This window comes from Candidatus Baltobacteraceae bacterium (assembly GCA_036489885.1).
Classification (GTDB): domain Bacteria; phylum Vulcanimicrobiota; class Vulcanimicrobiia; order Vulcanimicrobiales; family Vulcanimicrobiaceae; genus JAFAMS01.
Map to the genome: position 1 here is coordinate 1,240,123 of DASXEW010000003.1, position 15,978 is coordinate 1,256,100.

The 15,978-nt window shown below is 61.2% G+C and carries 17 protein-coding genes; 8 read left to right on the top strand and 9 right to left on the bottom strand.

Features of this window, described 5'->3' with window-relative positions:
* Positions 1 to 115: 115 nt before the first annotated feature.
* Genes VGG22_12010 through VGG22_12035 form a run of 6 tightly spaced genes read right to left on the bottom strand, consistent with a single transcriptional unit; the run spans position 116 to position 4,909 of the window.
* The gene (locus tag VGG22_12010; protein ID HEY1729092.1) at positions 116 to 811 is read right to left on the bottom strand and encodes a hypothetical protein; all 696 of its coding nucleotides are present in this window, start codon (positions 809 to 811) and stop codon (positions 116 to 118) included.
* 3 nt (positions 812 to 814) lie between these two features.
* Positions 815 to 1,267 carry a glycine/sarcosine/betaine reductase selenoprotein B family protein gene (locus tag VGG22_12015; GenBank protein HEY1729093.1) on the bottom strand — a complete coding sequence of 151 codons (453 nt, stop codon included), beginning with the start codon at positions 1,265 to 1,267 and terminating at the stop codon, positions 815 to 817.
* Positions 1,268 to 1,269: 2 nt separating this feature from the next.
* On the bottom strand, positions 1,270 to 2,052 hold the full coding sequence (locus tag VGG22_12020) for an ABC transporter permease (GenBank protein ID HEY1729094.1): 783 nt from the start codon (positions 2,050 to 2,052) through the stop codon (positions 1,270 to 1,272).
* 3 nt (positions 2,053 to 2,055) lie between these two features.
* Positions 2,056 to 2,826 (bottom strand): ABC transporter ATP-binding protein, encoded by a 771-nt coding sequence (locus tag VGG22_12025; protein ID HEY1729095.1) that lies wholly within the window; start codon positions 2,824 to 2,826, stop codon positions 2,056 to 2,058.
* 15 nt (positions 2,827 to 2,841) lie between these two features.
* Positions 2,842 to 4,098: an ABC transporter substrate-binding protein gene (locus VGG22_12030; GenBank protein HEY1729096.1), complete on the bottom strand. Its 1,257-nt coding sequence runs from the start codon at positions 4,096 to 4,098 to the stop codon at positions 2,842 to 2,844.
* Positions 4,099 to 4,117: 19 nt separating this feature from the next.
* The gene (locus VGG22_12035; protein ID HEY1729097.1) at positions 4,118 to 4,909 is read right to left on the bottom strand and encodes a 3-hydroxybutyrate dehydrogenase; all 792 of its coding nucleotides are present in this window, start codon (positions 4,907 to 4,909) and stop codon (positions 4,118 to 4,120) included.
* A gap of 108 nt (positions 4,910 to 5,017) precedes the next feature.
* Between VGG22_12035 and VGG22_12040 the strand changes: the two genes are divergently transcribed.
* From VGG22_12040 to VGG22_12075, 8 genes are read left to right on the top strand one after another with little or no spacing between them, the layout of a single operon-like run.
* Positions 5,018 to 6,274 (top strand): hypothetical protein, encoded by a 1,257-nt coding sequence (locus VGG22_12040; protein HEY1729098.1) that lies wholly within the window; start codon positions 5,018 to 5,020, stop codon positions 6,272 to 6,274.
* Positions 6,271 to 7,614 carry an acetyl-CoA carboxylase biotin carboxylase subunit gene (accC, locus tag VGG22_12045; protein ID HEY1729099.1) on the top strand — a complete coding sequence of 448 codons (1,344 nt, stop codon included), beginning with the start codon at positions 6,271 to 6,273 and terminating at the stop codon, positions 7,612 to 7,614. Before VGG22_12040 ends, accC begins: the two co-directional genes overlap by 4 nt.
* Positions 7,611 to 8,066, top strand: coding sequence for an acetyl-CoA carboxylase biotin carboxyl carrier protein (gene accB, locus VGG22_12050; protein HEY1729100.1), 456 nt, complete (start codon positions 7,611 to 7,613; stop codon positions 8,064 to 8,066). The genes accC and accB overlap by 4 nt, the downstream gene beginning before the upstream one ends.
* On the top strand, positions 8,063 to 8,419 hold the full coding sequence (locus tag VGG22_12055; GenBank protein ID HEY1729101.1) for a hypothetical protein: 357 nt from the start codon (positions 8,063 to 8,065) through the stop codon (positions 8,417 to 8,419). The genes accB and VGG22_12055 overlap by 4 nt, the downstream gene beginning before the upstream one ends.
* On the top strand, positions 8,416 to 9,552 hold the full coding sequence (locus VGG22_12060) for an acetyl-CoA acetyltransferase (GenBank protein ID HEY1729102.1): 1,137 nt from the start codon (positions 8,416 to 8,418) through the stop codon (positions 9,550 to 9,552). Before VGG22_12055 ends, VGG22_12060 begins: the two co-directional genes overlap by 4 nt.
* A complete protein-coding gene (locus VGG22_12065; GenBank protein HEY1729103.1) occupies positions 9,549 to 10,010 on the top strand; it encodes a Zn-ribbon domain-containing OB-fold protein in 462 nt (153 codons plus the stop codon). Before VGG22_12060 ends, VGG22_12065 begins: the two co-directional genes overlap by 4 nt.
* Positions 10,003 to 11,463 carry a pyruvate carboxylase subunit B gene (locus tag VGG22_12070; GenBank protein HEY1729104.1) on the top strand — a complete coding sequence of 487 codons (1,461 nt, stop codon included), beginning with the start codon at positions 10,003 to 10,005 and terminating at the stop codon, positions 11,461 to 11,463. Before VGG22_12065 ends, VGG22_12070 begins: the two co-directional genes overlap by 8 nt.
* 23 nt (positions 11,464 to 11,486) lie before the next feature.
* The gene (locus VGG22_12075; GenBank protein ID HEY1729105.1) at positions 11,487 to 13,541 is read left to right on the top strand and encodes an acetate--CoA ligase family protein; all 2,055 of its coding nucleotides are present in this window, start codon (positions 11,487 to 11,489) and stop codon (positions 13,539 to 13,541) included.
* Here the strand turns inward: VGG22_12075 and VGG22_12080 are convergent.
* The 3 genes from VGG22_12080 to VGG22_12090 are packed head-to-tail and all read right to left on the bottom strand — an operon-like array spanning position 13,534 to position 15,961.
* Positions 13,534 to 13,974, bottom strand: a complete 441-nt coding sequence (locus VGG22_12080; protein HEY1729106.1) for a hypothetical protein — start codon at positions 13,972 to 13,974, stop codon at positions 13,534 to 13,536. The two genes, VGG22_12075 and VGG22_12080, sit on opposite strands and share 8 nt — an antisense overlap.
* Before the next feature lie 51 nt (positions 13,975 to 14,025).
* Complete coding sequence (locus VGG22_12085) at positions 14,026 to 14,787, bottom strand: enoyl-CoA hydratase/isomerase family protein (protein HEY1729107.1); 762 nt, start codon at positions 14,785 to 14,787, stop codon at positions 14,026 to 14,028.
* Positions 14,780 to 15,961, bottom strand: coding sequence for a CoA transferase (locus VGG22_12090; GenBank protein HEY1729108.1), 1,182 nt, complete (start codon positions 15,959 to 15,961; stop codon positions 14,780 to 14,782). Before VGG22_12090 ends, VGG22_12085 begins: the two co-directional genes overlap by 8 nt.
* Positions 15,962 to 15,978 lie beyond the last annotated feature (17 nt).

Consider the following 15,978-nt stretch of genomic DNA (forward strand, 5'->3'; position numbering starts at 1 on the left):
TACCACGACGAGCACTTGCCGAAGAACGCAAGCGCTCGCGCTCGACGCCGTGGTTCCAGCGCTTATCTCAAAACGCGTGGTTCGATAAGGGATTCGCGCGGGCGCTATACGCGCGTTACTCTTGACCTCGCGGCACGATCGTATCTAAGTAATCCGTCCGGCCGGCTGCAATCAATTGTTGCTGTGCAGATCGCAAGAGCTTTCCGGCCTCCGTCTGCTGGAAAAACCACGATTCCGTCGCGCGCGCTTCCGGCACATGATCGGCGAGCGCGAGCGCGGCCTCTTCGTAATACGCGCGGACGTCGAGCGCGGCGCGATGCGGCTCGCTCGGCAGCCCCGCATCGTCAGGTGACGTGCCGGCCGCGATCTTTAAGAAGGCTTCGAGCAGCGCCGGGATCGTTTCGACGCCGCCGGTTATCCCAACCGACGTGCGTCCGCTGCGCTTGAGCTGACGTTCGTATGCGGAGCGCAGCGCGCGCGCTTCGTCGATTACCGAAGACGTCGCTCCATTGAATGACGGCGGCAGCGTGCACGTCATCGGCGTGTCGGTGGCGTCTGCGATGCGCTCGGGAAAATCTTCGAGGATCGGACCCTCTGTGCTCGCGAGCAATCCGAAGGCTGCCATGATAACGCTGCGCTGAAACGCTGCATCGTTTGGTTTTCCGAGCGGACGCCCGAACGGAAATTCGCAGTACAATGCGCGCGGCGGTTTGATGCGCTCCGTGTGACCGCGCACGGACGAAAGCTGAACGGTCGCGAGCCCTTGTTGTTCGAGCACGTGTGCGAGCGCACCACCTGTGCGCGTGCACATCGGTCAAGCTCCGGTCAGTAGCACCACGCTTACGCCGTCGTCGCGCAGCAGCTTGGCGGCTGCGGGTCCGGTGTCCAGACGAATCGTCGAGAGCGTATCGTGCAGAGCGCCCATGAATGAAAGATGCCGTGGCGCGACGCCGCCGATGATGCCTTCGGCCGCAAGCTCTTCGAGGCGGTCGATCGGATAGAGCACGTTGATGTCGCTCGTAAAGCCGGTGCGATCGAAGTTGAGACTCCAATGCGCCATGCGGAAGGCGCGCTGGGCGCGCGGGAGTACGCGAAATGTTTCCTCGCCTTGATTCCAATCCGCGTGACCGTCGCCGACGAGCGCGCCGGTCGTCACGATCGCTACCGTCGCTTGCGATAGCCGCGGCGGTACGGTGAACGCGGTCGTCGCAAATTCGAGGACGGGCATCTGTGCGGCGTTTGCGCGCGTTTGCGCGTCAGAGTTCATGTTCAGCGAGCTTCCCGCCACCACGGCAGCGCCCAACGCATGAGGAGCAGCAAGACCTGATCGAACGCTAGGCCGAGAAAGCCGATCGTGACCATGCACGTAATAATGATGTCGGTGCGCAGAAAGTTGCGCGAGTCCCACATCAGAAATCCGAGGCCGGTTCGTGCCCCGGTGATCTCGGCGGCGACCAGCGCCATCCACCCGATGCCGAAGCCGACGCGCAGGCCGGTGAAAATCTGCGGCAGTGCGGCATTCCACGCGACGCGAAACAGAATTGCGCTTTCGTTGGCGCCGAGGCTGCGCGCCGCGCGAATCATCTGAAGATCGACGGAACGAATTCCCGCGATCGTGTTGATCAGGACCGGAAAGAACACCGCGAGAAAGATAATGAACTCATTTTCCGTATTGCCGACGCCGAACCATAAGATGCCGAGCGGAATCCATGCCAGCGGCGGCATCGGCCGCAGCATCTCGGTCAAAGGAATCATCTGATTGTAGAAGCTGCGCCACCAACCCATCGCCATGCCAAGCGGAATCGCGGTTAGCGCTGCGGCTATGAATGCGACCATCTCGCGCTCGAAGCTCGCCCACGCCTGAATTCCGAGCTCGCCGGTGACGACAAGCTGGTAGGCCGCGACGGCAACCGCCGACGGTGGCGGCATCAGCGTCACGAACGACGGATGCGTCTTCGGAAATACGTAGCCGCTGAAGAATTGCCACACGATCACGACAATCGCAACGAAACCGAAATTGCGCACCCAGGCAATGCGCCGAAGAAGCTCCATAACCTACAAAGCGCTTTCGACGAAGTCCTGAAAGATCAGGTCGCGGATCTGCTCCTTGATCTCAAGGAAGCGCGGGTCGGTCTCTTTACGCGGCCGCGGCAAGTCGATCGCAAACACCGAACGGACGCGGCCCGGGCGCGGCGAGAGAACCAGGATGACGTCCGAGAGTTTAACCGCCTCCTCGATGCTGTGTGTCACCATCACGACGGTCTTGCGGTCGCGTTGCCAGATGCGCTCGAGCTCGTCTTGCATGAACATTCGCGTTTGTGCGTCGAGCGCGGCGAGCGGCTCGTCCATCAGCAGGATCAACGGCTGCACGGCGAGCGAACGCGCCAGCGAGACGCGTTGCCGCATGCCGCCCGACAGTTCGCCCGGATAGCGATCTTCAAAGCCGCGCAGTCCAACGAGATCGATGTAGCGCGCCGCGATCTCTTTGATCTCAGACCGCGGCAAACGTTTCATCTCGAGGCCGAACGTGATGTTCCGGTATACCGAGTACCACGGGAAAAGCGCGTGCTCTTGAAACACGATCGTCTTCGTCCAATCGGGCGAGACGATCGGCTTTCCATCGATCGTCAAAGTTCCGCTGGTCGGCTTCTCGTGCGCCGCGATCATGTTCAAGAGCGTGGTCTTCCCGCAGCCGCTATGGCCGAGCACGCTATAGAACTGGCCGTCCTCGACCGTAAACGAAATGTCTTTGAGGGCGACCAGTTCCGTGCGCTCGCGCGCGAGGCGAAAGACTTTATTGACGTGATCGACGACGAGCTTGGCCAAGCGTGTCCCTATAGATTACGGTTGATACGTCTTACCTTCAAATTGCCAAGCCGCGGTTAGATCACCCTTTTCGGGCCACGGCTGCGGCTTTTTCAATGTTGAAGTGTTGTAATAGGTCGGATACGGTGGGTGGCCGATTCTCCCGGGCCAGTTTTTCGGAATCCAAGGCGGCGTGCTCGGTACTTTCCAGCCGAGCTTCTTGAACGTCGCGTCCATGTAGTGGGGATCCCACGCCACGAAGTAATCTTGAGCGGTCAACAAGCGCGTGACGGTCTTATTCTTGTAGAGAAATTCTGCGATGCGTGCATTCTCCGTCGCCCAATACCGGGGGAACGGATATGCGGCGGTCGGCTTATACAGGTTGTTGTAATCGAGTTGCTGCTGCGCGAGCATCGCTTTCGGAAAGTGCTTGAGCATCGGGTCGACGCTCAGCCAGTCAACGACCTCGTCGGGATGATAGCGAATGTAGAGTGTCGCTTCCATGAACGCGTCGGTCAACGCTTGCGCGACGTCGGGCGCATTTTTTACGACATCCGCGGTGACGTAGTAATTGCCCTCATACATGCTGTAGGCGTAGCTTTCATCCATGATCCTGCCCGTCTTCAGATAGTCGGCCATGAACGAGCACGTCGGCTCCCAAGGAACGACGCCGGCGATACCGCGCGGCATTGTGATCTCGTCCGCGACCGGCATGTTCACAAGCGTAACGTCCTTGCCGATCACGACGCCGTTGACGCGCGCTGCGTCTTGGAAATAGAACTCAGGCGACGAGCCGATCAGCACTCCGACGCTGAGCGGCGTCTTTTGATTGGCCCAATCTTTGAGGGACTTGTACGGCGAGTCATTCGGCACGACGACGCAATGCAACAGATTCGGGCTAAGCACCGCAAGATCGACGACGGGGAATTGCTTGACGAGCAGCGTCGTGAACGGGAAGTTGCCTTCGAAACCGACTTGCGAGCGGCCGGCGAGCATCGACTCGTTGATCGGTGGGCCGCCGATGTATTCGGTGTATTTGGCCTCGACGCCGCGCTTTTGAAGCAGCTGCAGATGCTCCATCGCCGTTGCGATGCTGTCCTCACCCGACCACGGCCCCGTCCACGCGATTGAAAGCGGCCAATACCCCTTCGATTTGAGCCAGTCGATCGACTTCTGTGAAACCTGGTCGTACGGCTGCGGCCAGCCCCACGGTGTAAACGTTCGCGAAGGCGCCGCGTAGCTTGCGCTGCCGGCGAGCGACATCAAAATCAGGAAGCAAATGAATTTCTTCACGCGGGGTCCCCTCCGGCGTTCAGTGTGCCGACCATCCACCATCGATGGGGATGATCGAGCCTGTGATCGAGCGTGCGGCATCCGAACAAAGATAGGTACAGAGCTGACCGATCTCGCTTGGATCGATGAAGCGGCGAGTCGGCATCGTTTCGAGAAACGCGCGGCTGAGCGCTTCCTCCTCGGAGATGCCGCCGCCGAAACGTTTGACGTATTCCGGTCCTTGGCGGGTCACCATTTCCGTAAGAACGGCACCCGGGCAGATTGCGTTCGCCGTAATTCCGGCGGATGCGCCTTCGACGGCGGCCGCGCGGGTCAAGCCGACGACCCCGTGCTTTGAAGCAATATAGGCAGACTTGAGCGGCGACGCCACGATACCGTGAACGCTCGCCAAGTTGACGATTCTGCCCCGGCCGGCTTTTGCCATATACGGCCACGCCGACTTCACCGTGAGGAAAGTTCCGAAAAGATTAACATCGTTGATGAACTTCCACTTGTCTTCCGAGAACGAGGCCAGGTCGGAGAGATATTGCACGCCGTGAGCATTGACGAGATGGTCGACCGAACCGAAATCCCCAGCGGTTTCCTCGATGGTGTCGGCAAGGGAGCCGGCCTCGCGAATGTCCAGACAATAAGCACGCGCTTGAACGCCGTGCGTCAGTGCGATCGAACGCGCGATGTCACCGGCGTCCGCCAGATCGAAGAGCGCGACGTTTGATCCGGCTTTGGCGAGCTCCGCGGCTGTGGCTCGACCGATACCGCCCGCCGCGCCCGTAATGATCGTCGTGCGGCCTTTGAGGTCAATAAATGACACGGATCATGCCAGGTTAGAGCCTCCCTTAAAGGGTCTAGCTTGCCCAAATTAAAACTGATTTGCTAAAATTCGTCAAGCTAAATGACAAATATTTCATCCGTAGAAATTGTGGATTCCACGCTGACGGCCGGGCAAGCTTCGCTATGGGCCGGAATGATGACGAACGAGATGCTTCTGCCTATCGTTCCGAGGCTGGACAAGGCTGGATACAAAGCGGTCGAGTTGCTCGACCCGTTTGTTTTCATCGCGTGCGCGGATCGGCTCGGTGAGGATCCTTGGGAGCGTCTGCGCTTGGCAGCGAAGCGACTCTCGCATACGCCTGCCAGCGTCTCGCTGGCCGGCAAGTATCTCTTCGGCACCCGACCCGTCGGCAGGAAGACGCTGCGCAAAACGCTGCGACTGCTGGCGAAGAACGGCGTCTCGCGCGTCGATTGCTACGATCCGTTCAACGACGTCGATTCGCTCGAGCCGATCGTTGACGAGTGCAAGAAGCTAGGCCTGACCGTTTGCGGCGGCATCGTGTACGTGCTTGGCGAGGCGTACGATGCAAACTATTTCGCCGCGAAGGCGCAGAGGCTCGTGAAGTTCGGGTGCAACGCGATCGCGCTGCTGGATTTCAGCGGCATCTTACATCCCGAGTGCGTGCAAGTAATCATCGGAGCGCTAGCGCGGCAAATTCGTGCGATCCCGCTCGAACTTCGGACGCATTGCCGATCGAGCCGTGCTGAAATCTCATGTTTGTCGTCACTCGATTACGGTGTCTCGGCGGTCCATGCGGCGACGGAACCGCTTTCCGGCGGCGTCTCGTTGCCGTCTGCCGACTTCTTTGCCGAGCATCTTGAGCGTGAGGGCTATCATTCGGAGGTCGACGGCGCTACGGTCGCGGCGATTTCAGATTATTTTCTCGGCGTTGCAGACTACTACGGTCTGCCGAAAGGCGCTCCGGTCTTGTACGACGTTGAAACGGACCGGCATCAATTGCCGGCCGTCTTGCGCGAACGTGATACGGGCCGGCTCTTCGAGGCTGAGGTCGCGCGGATCCGCGCCGGCCTTGGCGATTCGCCCATGGCTCTTCCGGTTGCGACGTGGATCTGCGAGCAAGCCGCTTGGAACCTCGAGAACGGCGCCAGCGGGCTTTCGCATCTTCGTACGAAGCTGCGCGGAGAGAAGGCAAATGACGTCGCGAGCGAAGACGACGTTACGGCGTTGCACCTCAGCCAGGGAGCGATGCGAACGTTCACCGGGGCGCGCTCACAAATCGATCGCACCGCTTGGGACGTTTATGCCGATACCCCCGCCGCACAGTTGTTAGCCGAGCTTGCACGCCGCCCGTGGGTGCGCGAGATTGTCGTGGAACACGCATGATTCGACGCGTGTTGATTGCAAATCGCGGTGAAATTGCGGTGCGCGTCATTCGAGCATGCCGCGCCGCCGGAATCGAAACGGTCGCCGTCTATTCTGAAGCCGACACGGAATCGATGCACGTCGAGCAAGCGGATACCGCAGTTTGCATCGGGCCGCCGCCCGGCCGCCGCAGCTATCTCGACATGTCGTCCGTCGTCGCCGCCGCGCTCGGCACCGGCGCAGATGCGATTCATCCCGGCTACGGCTTTCTTGCCGAGAACGCCGAGTTTGCGGCGCTCTGTGCGTCGCAAGGCGTGATATTCATCGGACCGTCGCCGCAAGCCATCCGCGCGGTCGGCGACAAGATTATTGCGCGCGAGACCGTCGCGAAGGCCGGCGTTCCCGTCGTCGGCGGAACGAAGGACGCGATCTCCGATCCCTCCGAAGCTGCTGAAATGGCGCGCTCGATCGGCATGCCCGTTCTCTTGAAGGCGCGCGGCGGAGGCGGAGGGCGCGGCATGCGCGTGGTCGATGATGCTTCCGGGGTCGCCGCTGCATTTCTCGATGCGTCGCGTGAAGCCGAAGCTGCCTTTGGCGACGGCGGAATGTACATGGAACGCTATCTTGATGCAGTCAAGCATATTGAGATTCAAATCCTCGCCGATCAGCACGGCACAGTCGTCGCGCTCGGCGAGCGCGATTGTTCGACGCAGCGCCGGCATCAAAAGCTGATCGAAGAGGCGCCCTCGCCCGGATTGGATCAGACGATTCGCGAGCGGCTGTGCACGGCAGCCGTCAACGCCGCACGTTCCGTCGGCTACTTCGGAGCGGGAACAGTCGAGTTTCTTTACAATCCGAAGACGCGCGAGTTCTTTTTCATCGAGATGAACGCGCGAATTCAAGTCGAGCACCCCGTAACGGAAATGGTCACCGGAGTTGACATCGTGAAGGAGCAGCTGACCGTAGCTTCAGGCGGCAAGCTTTCGATCGGGAGCGACGTTCCACTCGCCGGACACGCGATCGAGTGCCGTATCAACGCAGAGGATCCGTCGCAAAATTTCATGCCGTGCCCCGGCGTCCTCACGCGATACCTACCGCCGGCCGGTCCCGGCGTGCGCGTCGACAGCCACGCTTACGAGGGTTATTGCTTTCCGCCGAACTATGATTCGCTGCTCGCGAAGCTTATCGTCCACGGCAAAGATCGCGAAGAATCGCGCACGCGAATGCAACGCGCGTTGAACGACTACGTCATCGAAGGGATCAAGACGACGATTCCATTTCACATCGCAATGTTGGATCATCCGGAGTTCCGCGCCGGCAATATCACGACGCAATTCGTCGGGAAAGGGATGATGACGTGAACGCGGGTGAGATCCTCGCGCTCTTGCAGCGGATTCGCGAGCTCGGCTACAAACATTTCCACTTCGCGCAGGGCGACGTCGTGCTCGAAGTCGACGTCGAGAGCACCGGGCGCATTCCGCAAGGCCGCGGCCGCGCTGCGCAGGCCGCAGGAGCCAGAGAGCAGCCTGTTCCAGCCGCTGCCTCGACGCAATCGCGCGCCGATTCGGATCTCATTGCGATCCGCGCGCCGATGAGCGGGACCTTTTTCCGTGCGCCGGCGCCGAATGAGCCGCCATTCGTCGAAGTGGGTAGCCGCGTGAGTGCTTCCGATACGGTCTGCATCGTCGAGGTGATGAAGCTGTTTAATACGATCTCGGCCGGCGTCGCGGGCACCGTCGTCGAGATCGCCGCCGAAAACGAGCAAGCGGTCACAACCGGGTTGCCGCTCATATGGATCAGGCCGGGCGCATGAACGTCGAATTGGCGTACGGCAAATTGACCTATCGCGACGTGCGCAAGATTCTTGCGCTTCTCGAGGCATGGCCGAGCGGTGCGCTGCACTTCGAAGAAAATGGACTCGTCGTCGACGCGATTACCGCGCGCGGCGACGCGCCAATTGCTACGGAGGTCGCATCGCCGGCGGTTGGGATTTTCCGCGCTGTCCCGGGCGACGGCATTCCGTCCGACGGCTGCATCGGACGCATCGAGGCGCCGCAAAAATCGACTCCCGTGCTTGCGCCAAGCGGCGCGCGGATCGCGGCGCATCTGGTGGAAGACGGCGCATTTGTCGAATATGGTCAGCCACTCGTCTTGGTGATGCGGTGAGCTCAGATACCATCTGCATTGTCGGCGTTGCCGAGTCCGATGAGATCGGCGATCTCCCGAACTGCTCCGGCCTCGAGCTACAGACGCAAGCCGCGCGCAACGCGCTCACCGACGCCGGTCTGACCAAAGGCGATATCGACGGTGTCGTTGCGCACACGGGCGGGCGAATGGCGGCCCTCAATTTTTCCGAGTACATGGGGCTTACACCGAAGTGGTTGGAGGAGACATTCGTCGGCGGCGCTTCCAACGTGTCGCACATGGACACGGCCGCAGCCGCAATCCGCTCCGGCATCTGTTCGACCGTTCTTGTCGCGTACGGAACGACGCCGCGGCAAGGCGAGTACGTCACCCTGACGCCGGAGTACGCCGATGATTTCGAGCGTCCGTTCGGCATGTGTTTCCCGGTCGGCGCGTATGCGCTTGTCGCGCAGCGCCACATGTATCAATACGGGACGACGCGCGCGCAGTTTGCAAAGCTCGTCGTTGAGAGTCGCCGCTGGGCGGCGCTCAATCCAAAGGCGATCCGCCGTAAGCCGATTACTATCGAAGAAGTCCTTGCCGCACCGGCCGTCGTCGATCCAATTCACCGGCTTGATTCGTGCCTTGTGACGGACGCGGGTGGAGCGTACGTGTTGACGACGCTCGAGCGGGCGGGCAAGCTAAAGAAGAAGCCGGTCGCGTTTCTTGGTGCCGGCCATTCATATACTCACCGCTCGATCGCGCAGAAGGAAGATATCACGACGAGCGGCGCCGCGATCTCTGCGCCACGCGCCCTCGAACGCGCCGGACTGACGCTCGATGATATCGACGTCTACGAAATTTACGATGCGTTTACGAGCCAGCTGCTGATCATGCTGGAAGACATCGGTCTCTGCAAAAAGGGCGAGGGCGGGACGTTCGTCGAGCGTACCGATTTTGGTCCGGGTGGCGATATTCCGCTCAATACCTCGGGCGGCGGTCTTTCATACTTGCATCCGGGTGCATTCGGGATGTTTCTCGTGATCGAAGCCGTGCGTCAGTTGCGCGGTGAGTGCGGAGAACGCCAAGTGCGTGGCGCTCGTCACGCGCTCGTGCACGGCAACGGCGGTGTCTATTTCAGCGAGGTCACTGCGATCCTCGGAGCGGTCGCATGAGCGAGTCACCCAAAGAGCTGCGCACGCTCTATAAATCGGAGCTCGCGGGAAGCGCCTATCAACCAACGCGCTCGCCCGAGGCGAAGCCGTTTTGGGACGGCTGCCGCGAGCATCGCTTGATGCTGCCGCAGTGCACGGCGTGCAAGCGTTTTCATTTCTATCCCCGCAAATTCTGTCCGTATTGCGATTCGCGCACGATCTCGTGGGTGCAATCGTCAGGGACCGGAACGATTTATTCTTTTGCTGTCGTGCGCCAGAAGATCGAACCGGCCTTCGCGCATCTCATTCCCTATGCGATTGCGATCATCGACGTGAGCGAAGGCATTCGCATGCTCAGCCGCATCCACGGCCGGATCGACGACGTTGCCTGCGGCAGACCGGTGCACGTGACGTTCGAAGAGCTCTCACCGGCAGTGACGGTTCCCCTGTTTTCGATGTCCCGAGGTGAACATGCGTAAAATCAAGCTCATCGACACCACGATCCGCGACGGCCAGCAGTCGCTTTGGGCGACGCGCATGACGAACGAGATGGTCCTTCCGTATTTGCCGCGCATGGACGAGATGGGTTTCGACTATATCGATCTGCTGGGCGGCGCGGTGTTCGACGTCTGCGTCCGGTTCTTGCGCGAGGATCCGTGGGAGCGCATGCGCCAGGCTGCGCGTCTTGTGAAGAAGACGCCGCTCAACGTGTGGACGCGCGGACAAAGCTTGTTTACCTTCGAGATGTTCCCGGACGACGTCGTCGAGTTAGCCGTGCGTCGCGTTGCCGCTACGGGAGCGAAGCGCTTTACGTGTTTTGACCCGATTCATGACATTCGCAATATCGAGCTTTCCATGCGCGTTGCAAAAGAATGCGGAATGGAAACCGTCGGCCACGTCGTGTACACGATTAGTCCGATTCATACCGACGAATACTACGTCGCAAAGGCCAAAGAGATTCTCGCCTTGGGTGTCGACGTGCTCGGCATCAAAGACCCCGGCGGTTTGCTTTCGGTCGAGCGCGCGCGGACACTCGTTCCGGCGATTCGCGCGATCGATGCGAATATTCCGCTCGAGCTGCATTCGCATTGCCGCGGCAGCGTCGGGGAGCTCGTACTACTCGAAAGCGTCCCGCTGGGTGCCGACATCGTGTACACCGCCGTTCGTCCGCTTGCGTCGTCCGACGCGTTGCCGGATGCACTCTACTGCACTCGCAACTTGCGCCGCATGGGCTATGAGGTCGGTGTTTCTGAAGACGGTCTCCTCGAGATGCAAGATCACTTCACGGAAGTTGCGATCAAGTACGGCAAACCAATCGTGCCACCCAACCGGTACGATCCGTTCCTTTACAAGCACCAAGTCCCGGGCGGCATGATCTCGAATCTGCACTCGCAGCTGCGCGAGCTCGGCATGGAAGATCGTATCGGCGAGGTGATGGATGAAGCGCCGCAAGTGCGCGAAGACCTCGGATACCCCGTGCTCGTGAGCCCCTTCGCGCAATTCGCGATCACGCAAGCGACGATCAATGTCGTCAGCGGCAAACGTTACGGCACGATCCCGGACGAAGTCGCACGCTACGTCCTCGGATACTACGGTAAGCCGGCCGGACCGATCGCGCCGATCGTCCAAGAGCGCGTCGCGGAAACGACAAAGGGAAGGGCGGCGATCACGCGGCGGCCAGGCGAAGTCATCGAGCCGCGACTGGAAGCGACGCGCAAAGCGCGCGGACCGTTCCTCTCGGACGACGATTTGCTCTTGGCCGTGTTCTATGCGCCGGCGCAGCTCGATCCGCTCTTCGCAGCGCGCGGCGCGGCGAGTACGTCCGTGTTACAACCGTCGCTAAAAGCGTTGCTCGCGAATCTCGAGGCGCTGCCGCGCAAACGCACGTTCCGTCTGGACGTTCCGGAATTCGTCGCGGAGGGCGCCCGATAAAAGCCCTCGACCTGAGTGCGATACTGGAGCCGCGCAGCGTCGCAATCGTCGGCGCGAATCCCGATGGCACGCGTATGGGCGGCGGCTTCGTCTTGCAGGCGATGCGCCGCCACCAATACAGCGGGAAAATTCTCCCGGTCAATCCGCGCTATTCCGATATCGACGGTTTAGCGTGCGTCGCCGATCTGGCGAGCGTCGACGGTACGGTCGACCTTGCGGTGTTCGCAGTCCCCGCCGCAACGATCCGCGCCAGCATCGAGGCCGTACCGAACGGAAAAATCACGTCAGCGCTCGTGCTGTCCTCCGGCTTCTCCGAAGTCGGAGAAGAAGGCGCGAAGCTGGAGCGCGAGCTGGTCCAAGCGTTTCGCGCAAAAAATATTCGGATGGTCGGTCCGAACTCGGTCGGCGTCGTCAATTTGGGAAACGGTCTCGTCGCCACGATCAGCCAGGCCTTCGATCGCACCGATTTTCCTAAAGGCGACGTCGCGCTCGTTTCGCAAAGCGGCGCGTTCGGTACGGCAGTCGTCGCGCGTGGGCTGCAAGAAGGCCTGGGGTTCCGCTTTTTCATCAGCACCGGAAACGAAGCCGATCTTCAGTTCACGGATCTGGCGCGCTCCCTCATCGTGCGCGATGACGTTAGCGTCCTGTGCGGCTACTTGGAAAACGTTCGCGATGGGAGCGGCTTTGTCGAGCTTGCCAAGCTAGCGGCCTCGATCGGCAAACCGATCGTGGTCCTGAAAGCCGGTACGACGCAAGCAGGTTCGGTCGCCGCCAAATCGCACACCGGCGCGCTCGTCGGATCCGACGAAGTCGCGCAAGCAATCTTCGATGCTTACGGCGTCGTCCGCGCGACCGACGGCGAGCATCTTCTCGAGCTGCTCAAGATGTTCGAACGAACGCCGCGTGCCAAAGGCAAACGGCTCGCGATCGTTTCGCATTCGGGCGGAGCCGGCGTCTTGGCCGCAGATGCCGCAGAGACCGCGGGTGCTGCCCTGCCGTTGCCGCCTGCCGAAGTGAAGGAGAAATTGTCCGAAAAGCTTGCCGCTTTTGCAACGATTTCGAATCCGCTCGACATGACGGGAGCTGCGTCGTTGCAAGCCGGCCTAATGGTGAACTGTCTGCGTACGATGCTCGAGAGCGACGCCTACGACGCAGGCGTTTTGTGTGTCGCATTGATTTGGCGCGAAGGCGAGATCTTGCTCGCCGAGCTGAACGCGCTTGCGGAAGAGTGCGCTAAACCGTTCGCCGTCTCGTGGTCGGCGCCGAGCGAAGCGCTGGCTCCAAAATTGCGCGCTGCACGCTTTCCGGTTGTGGCCGATCCCGCCCGCGCCGCAGGAGCGCTGGCGCGAAAGCTCGTTCACGACGCGACCGCGCATTCGAACCTGACGCATTCCCGCGAAGCGCGTGGCCGCGTCCGCGGCGACGATCTCGCGACGACGGCCGGACAAATTGCAGTCCTCGTACGTTACGGCATTGCGCTTCCGCGCCAGCTGCTCGCGGCGTCGCTCGAAGAGGCGGAGCACTTTCGCGCGTCGGTGAACGGTCCGGTTGTCGTCAAGATTGCGGCACCGGAATTGTTGCACCGTACCGAGGCCGGCGGCGTCGCAATCAATATCCGTTCGGCGGACGAGCTGGCGCAAGCGTACGAGCGCGTTCTCGCGAGCATTCGCGCAAATCATCCGGACGCGCGCATCGACGGCATGTTGATCCAAGAGATGGTCGGTGAGGGGACGCATGCATTCGTCGGCGTCAAACGCGATCCGACGTTCGGGCCCATCGTCGCGATCGGACCAGGCGGAACGTTCGTCGAGCTTTTCGGAAAGCTCGCGATGCGGCCGGCGCCGCTCGACCCGGATCAGGCGCTTTCGATGTTGCACGGCACCGTGCTCGACCGGCTGCTCGCGGGATTTCGCGGCGCTGCGGGATTCGATCGCAACTCGTTCGCGCAGCTGATCGCAAATGTGTCGAAGCTGGCACTCGAGGCTCCTGACGTGCAGGAGATGGAGTTCAATCCGGTCATCGTGCGACCCGACGGCAGCGGCTGCGTCGCGGTCGACTACAAGTTCGCGCTTACGTAGCGCGTTTACGCGTCGTGCGTTTCGCGCGCAGGTGTGCGAGCGAATGCAGCGTTTTGCGCATGCTCGTGTACGTCGAAGCGCCGACGACTTGCCGGAGCTCTGCTTCGATTTCCGAGAGCGCGTCCATGCATTCGAGCATCAAGTGGTTGCCGGCCTCCGTTAACGCGATGATCCGGTTACGGCGGTCGCTCGCGTCGATCTTGCGCCGGACGTAGCCGAGGAGTTGGAGCTCGTTGGCGAGCTGCCACATCGCCTGCTTTGTCATACTCGCACGGGTCGCGAGCACGTTGAGCCGTGTTCCCTCGAAGTCGATGTGCGAGTAGAGGTTCAAATGCGTCGGCTTGAATTTCTTGTGCCCGCGCTGCAAGAGCAGCGCCGTCATGTGCGCGTTCACCATGCGCGACGTCGCCAGCAGGAGCTGCCGCAGGTTCATAGCTCTCTGAGCCGAGAGCACCTTGAGCGTTGACGCTTTTGGTTTCGCCACCTAACGCTTCCGCCAGGCTTCGATCATCGCACGCATCTCCGCGGAGGCAAAACCACTCGCCTGCGCCATCGCTTCGTAATCCAGCGCGGCTTCGAGGCCTTCGAGCTTGCGCCGCGTGAGCGCGCGTTTTGCCAGACGCATCGCTTGCCCGGGTTTGGCCGCGATCTCGCGCGCCATCGTCATCGCGGTCTCGCGCACGGTCTTGGCTGCAAGTGCCTGATTCACAAGACCGATTGAGGCAGCGTCGCTCCCGGAGATCAGCTTGCCTGTGAAGACCAGCTCGGCTGCGCGCGCATCACCGACGAGCAGCGGAAGAAGATGCGTCGTTCCCATACCCGGATGTAGGCCGAGGTTCAGAAACGTGAAGCCGAGACGCGCCGATTCGGACGCGATCCGAATATCATACGAAAGCGTAAGCGTCAGGCCGGCGCCGATTGCGTCGCCTTCGATGGCTGCGATCGCCGGCACGTCGAGTGTAAGCCCGGTGAGATACGCGCGATAGAAGCGGCCCATTTGGCGGCGATTTTTCTCGGGCTCCCACGTCAGCTGCTCCTCGAGCATTCCCATGTCGCCGCCCGCGCTGAATGCGGGTCCGTTCGAGGCGAGCACGACTGCGCGCACGCGAGCGTCGCGCCGGATCTCTTCGATCGCAGCCGCATAGGCGTGCATCAGCGCTTCGGTGAGCGGATTGCGTTTCTCGGGCGCGTCGAGGACGAGCAGCGTCACGCCGTCTTCGTGCGTGACGCGCAGGGCGCTAGACAATCTTTTGCTCTTGCAGTTTCGCGATCTCGGCTTCGCTGTATCCCGATTCGCGCAGCACTTCGCCGGTGTGCGCGCCGCGCTCCGGCGCCGCCGTCACGAGCTTGCCGGGCGTACGCATCAAGGTCGCAAACTGGCTGAGAATCTTCAGCCTTCCGAGGCGCGGATGCTCGACCTCGCTCGTCACGCGCAGATGCTGCATCTGCTCGTCGGCGAAGACTTGATCCATCTTGTAGATCGGTCCGCACGGAATCTCGGCCGCACCCAGGATCGCAACCCACTCGGCGGTCGTTTTCGTTTTCATCGCGGCATCGATCGTGTCGTTGAGCGCCTTGCGGTTTTTGATCCGGTTCGGATTGTCCGCGTAATCCGGGTCCGCAAATAAATCGGGACGCCCGATGACGTCGCACAGGCGCTTCCAAAAGGCGCTGCCGGTTGCGGCGATGCTGACGTAACCGTCGGCCGTCGTATACGCCGACGACGGAACGTTGGTAGGATGATCGTTGCCGACTTGAGCCGGAACTTCACCCAGCATCGTGTAGCGTGCAGCTTGAAAATCGAGCACTTGCAAGCCGGCTTGCAAGAGCGTCGATTGCACCCACTGGCCTTCGCCCGAATGTTCGCGCTCGAGCAGCGCTGTCATGATGCCGAGCGCCGCCAGCAAACCCGCGGTCACGTCGCAGACCGCGGCCCCCGCGCGCATCGGACCCTCGCCCGGCGCCCCCGTTACCGACATGATCCCGCTCATGCCTTGCGCGATTTGATCCAGGCCCGGACGCTCGCGGTACGGTCCGTCTTGTCCGAAGCCCGAAATGCTCGCGAGAATGATGCGTTTGTTGACCGCGCGCAGCGATTCGTAATCGATCCCCAAACGTGCCTTGACGTCGGGCCGGAAATTTTCGACGACGACGTCGGCCGTCTTGACCAGCCGCATGAAGACCTCGCGGCCTTCGGGCTTCTTCAGATCGAGCGTCAGCGAACGTTTGTTGCGATGGAGGTTCTGGAAATCGGGGCTCTCACGCGGCGCGCCGAAATCTTCCGCGACCGTCGCCTCGATCTTAATGACGTCGGCGCCGAAATCCGCGAATTGCTTGACGCAGGTCGGCCCGGAACGGACGCGCGTGAGGTCGAGAATCCGGAGATGCGAGAGAGCAGGACTTGCAGTTATTGCAGGCATTATTACCTATAGTACGC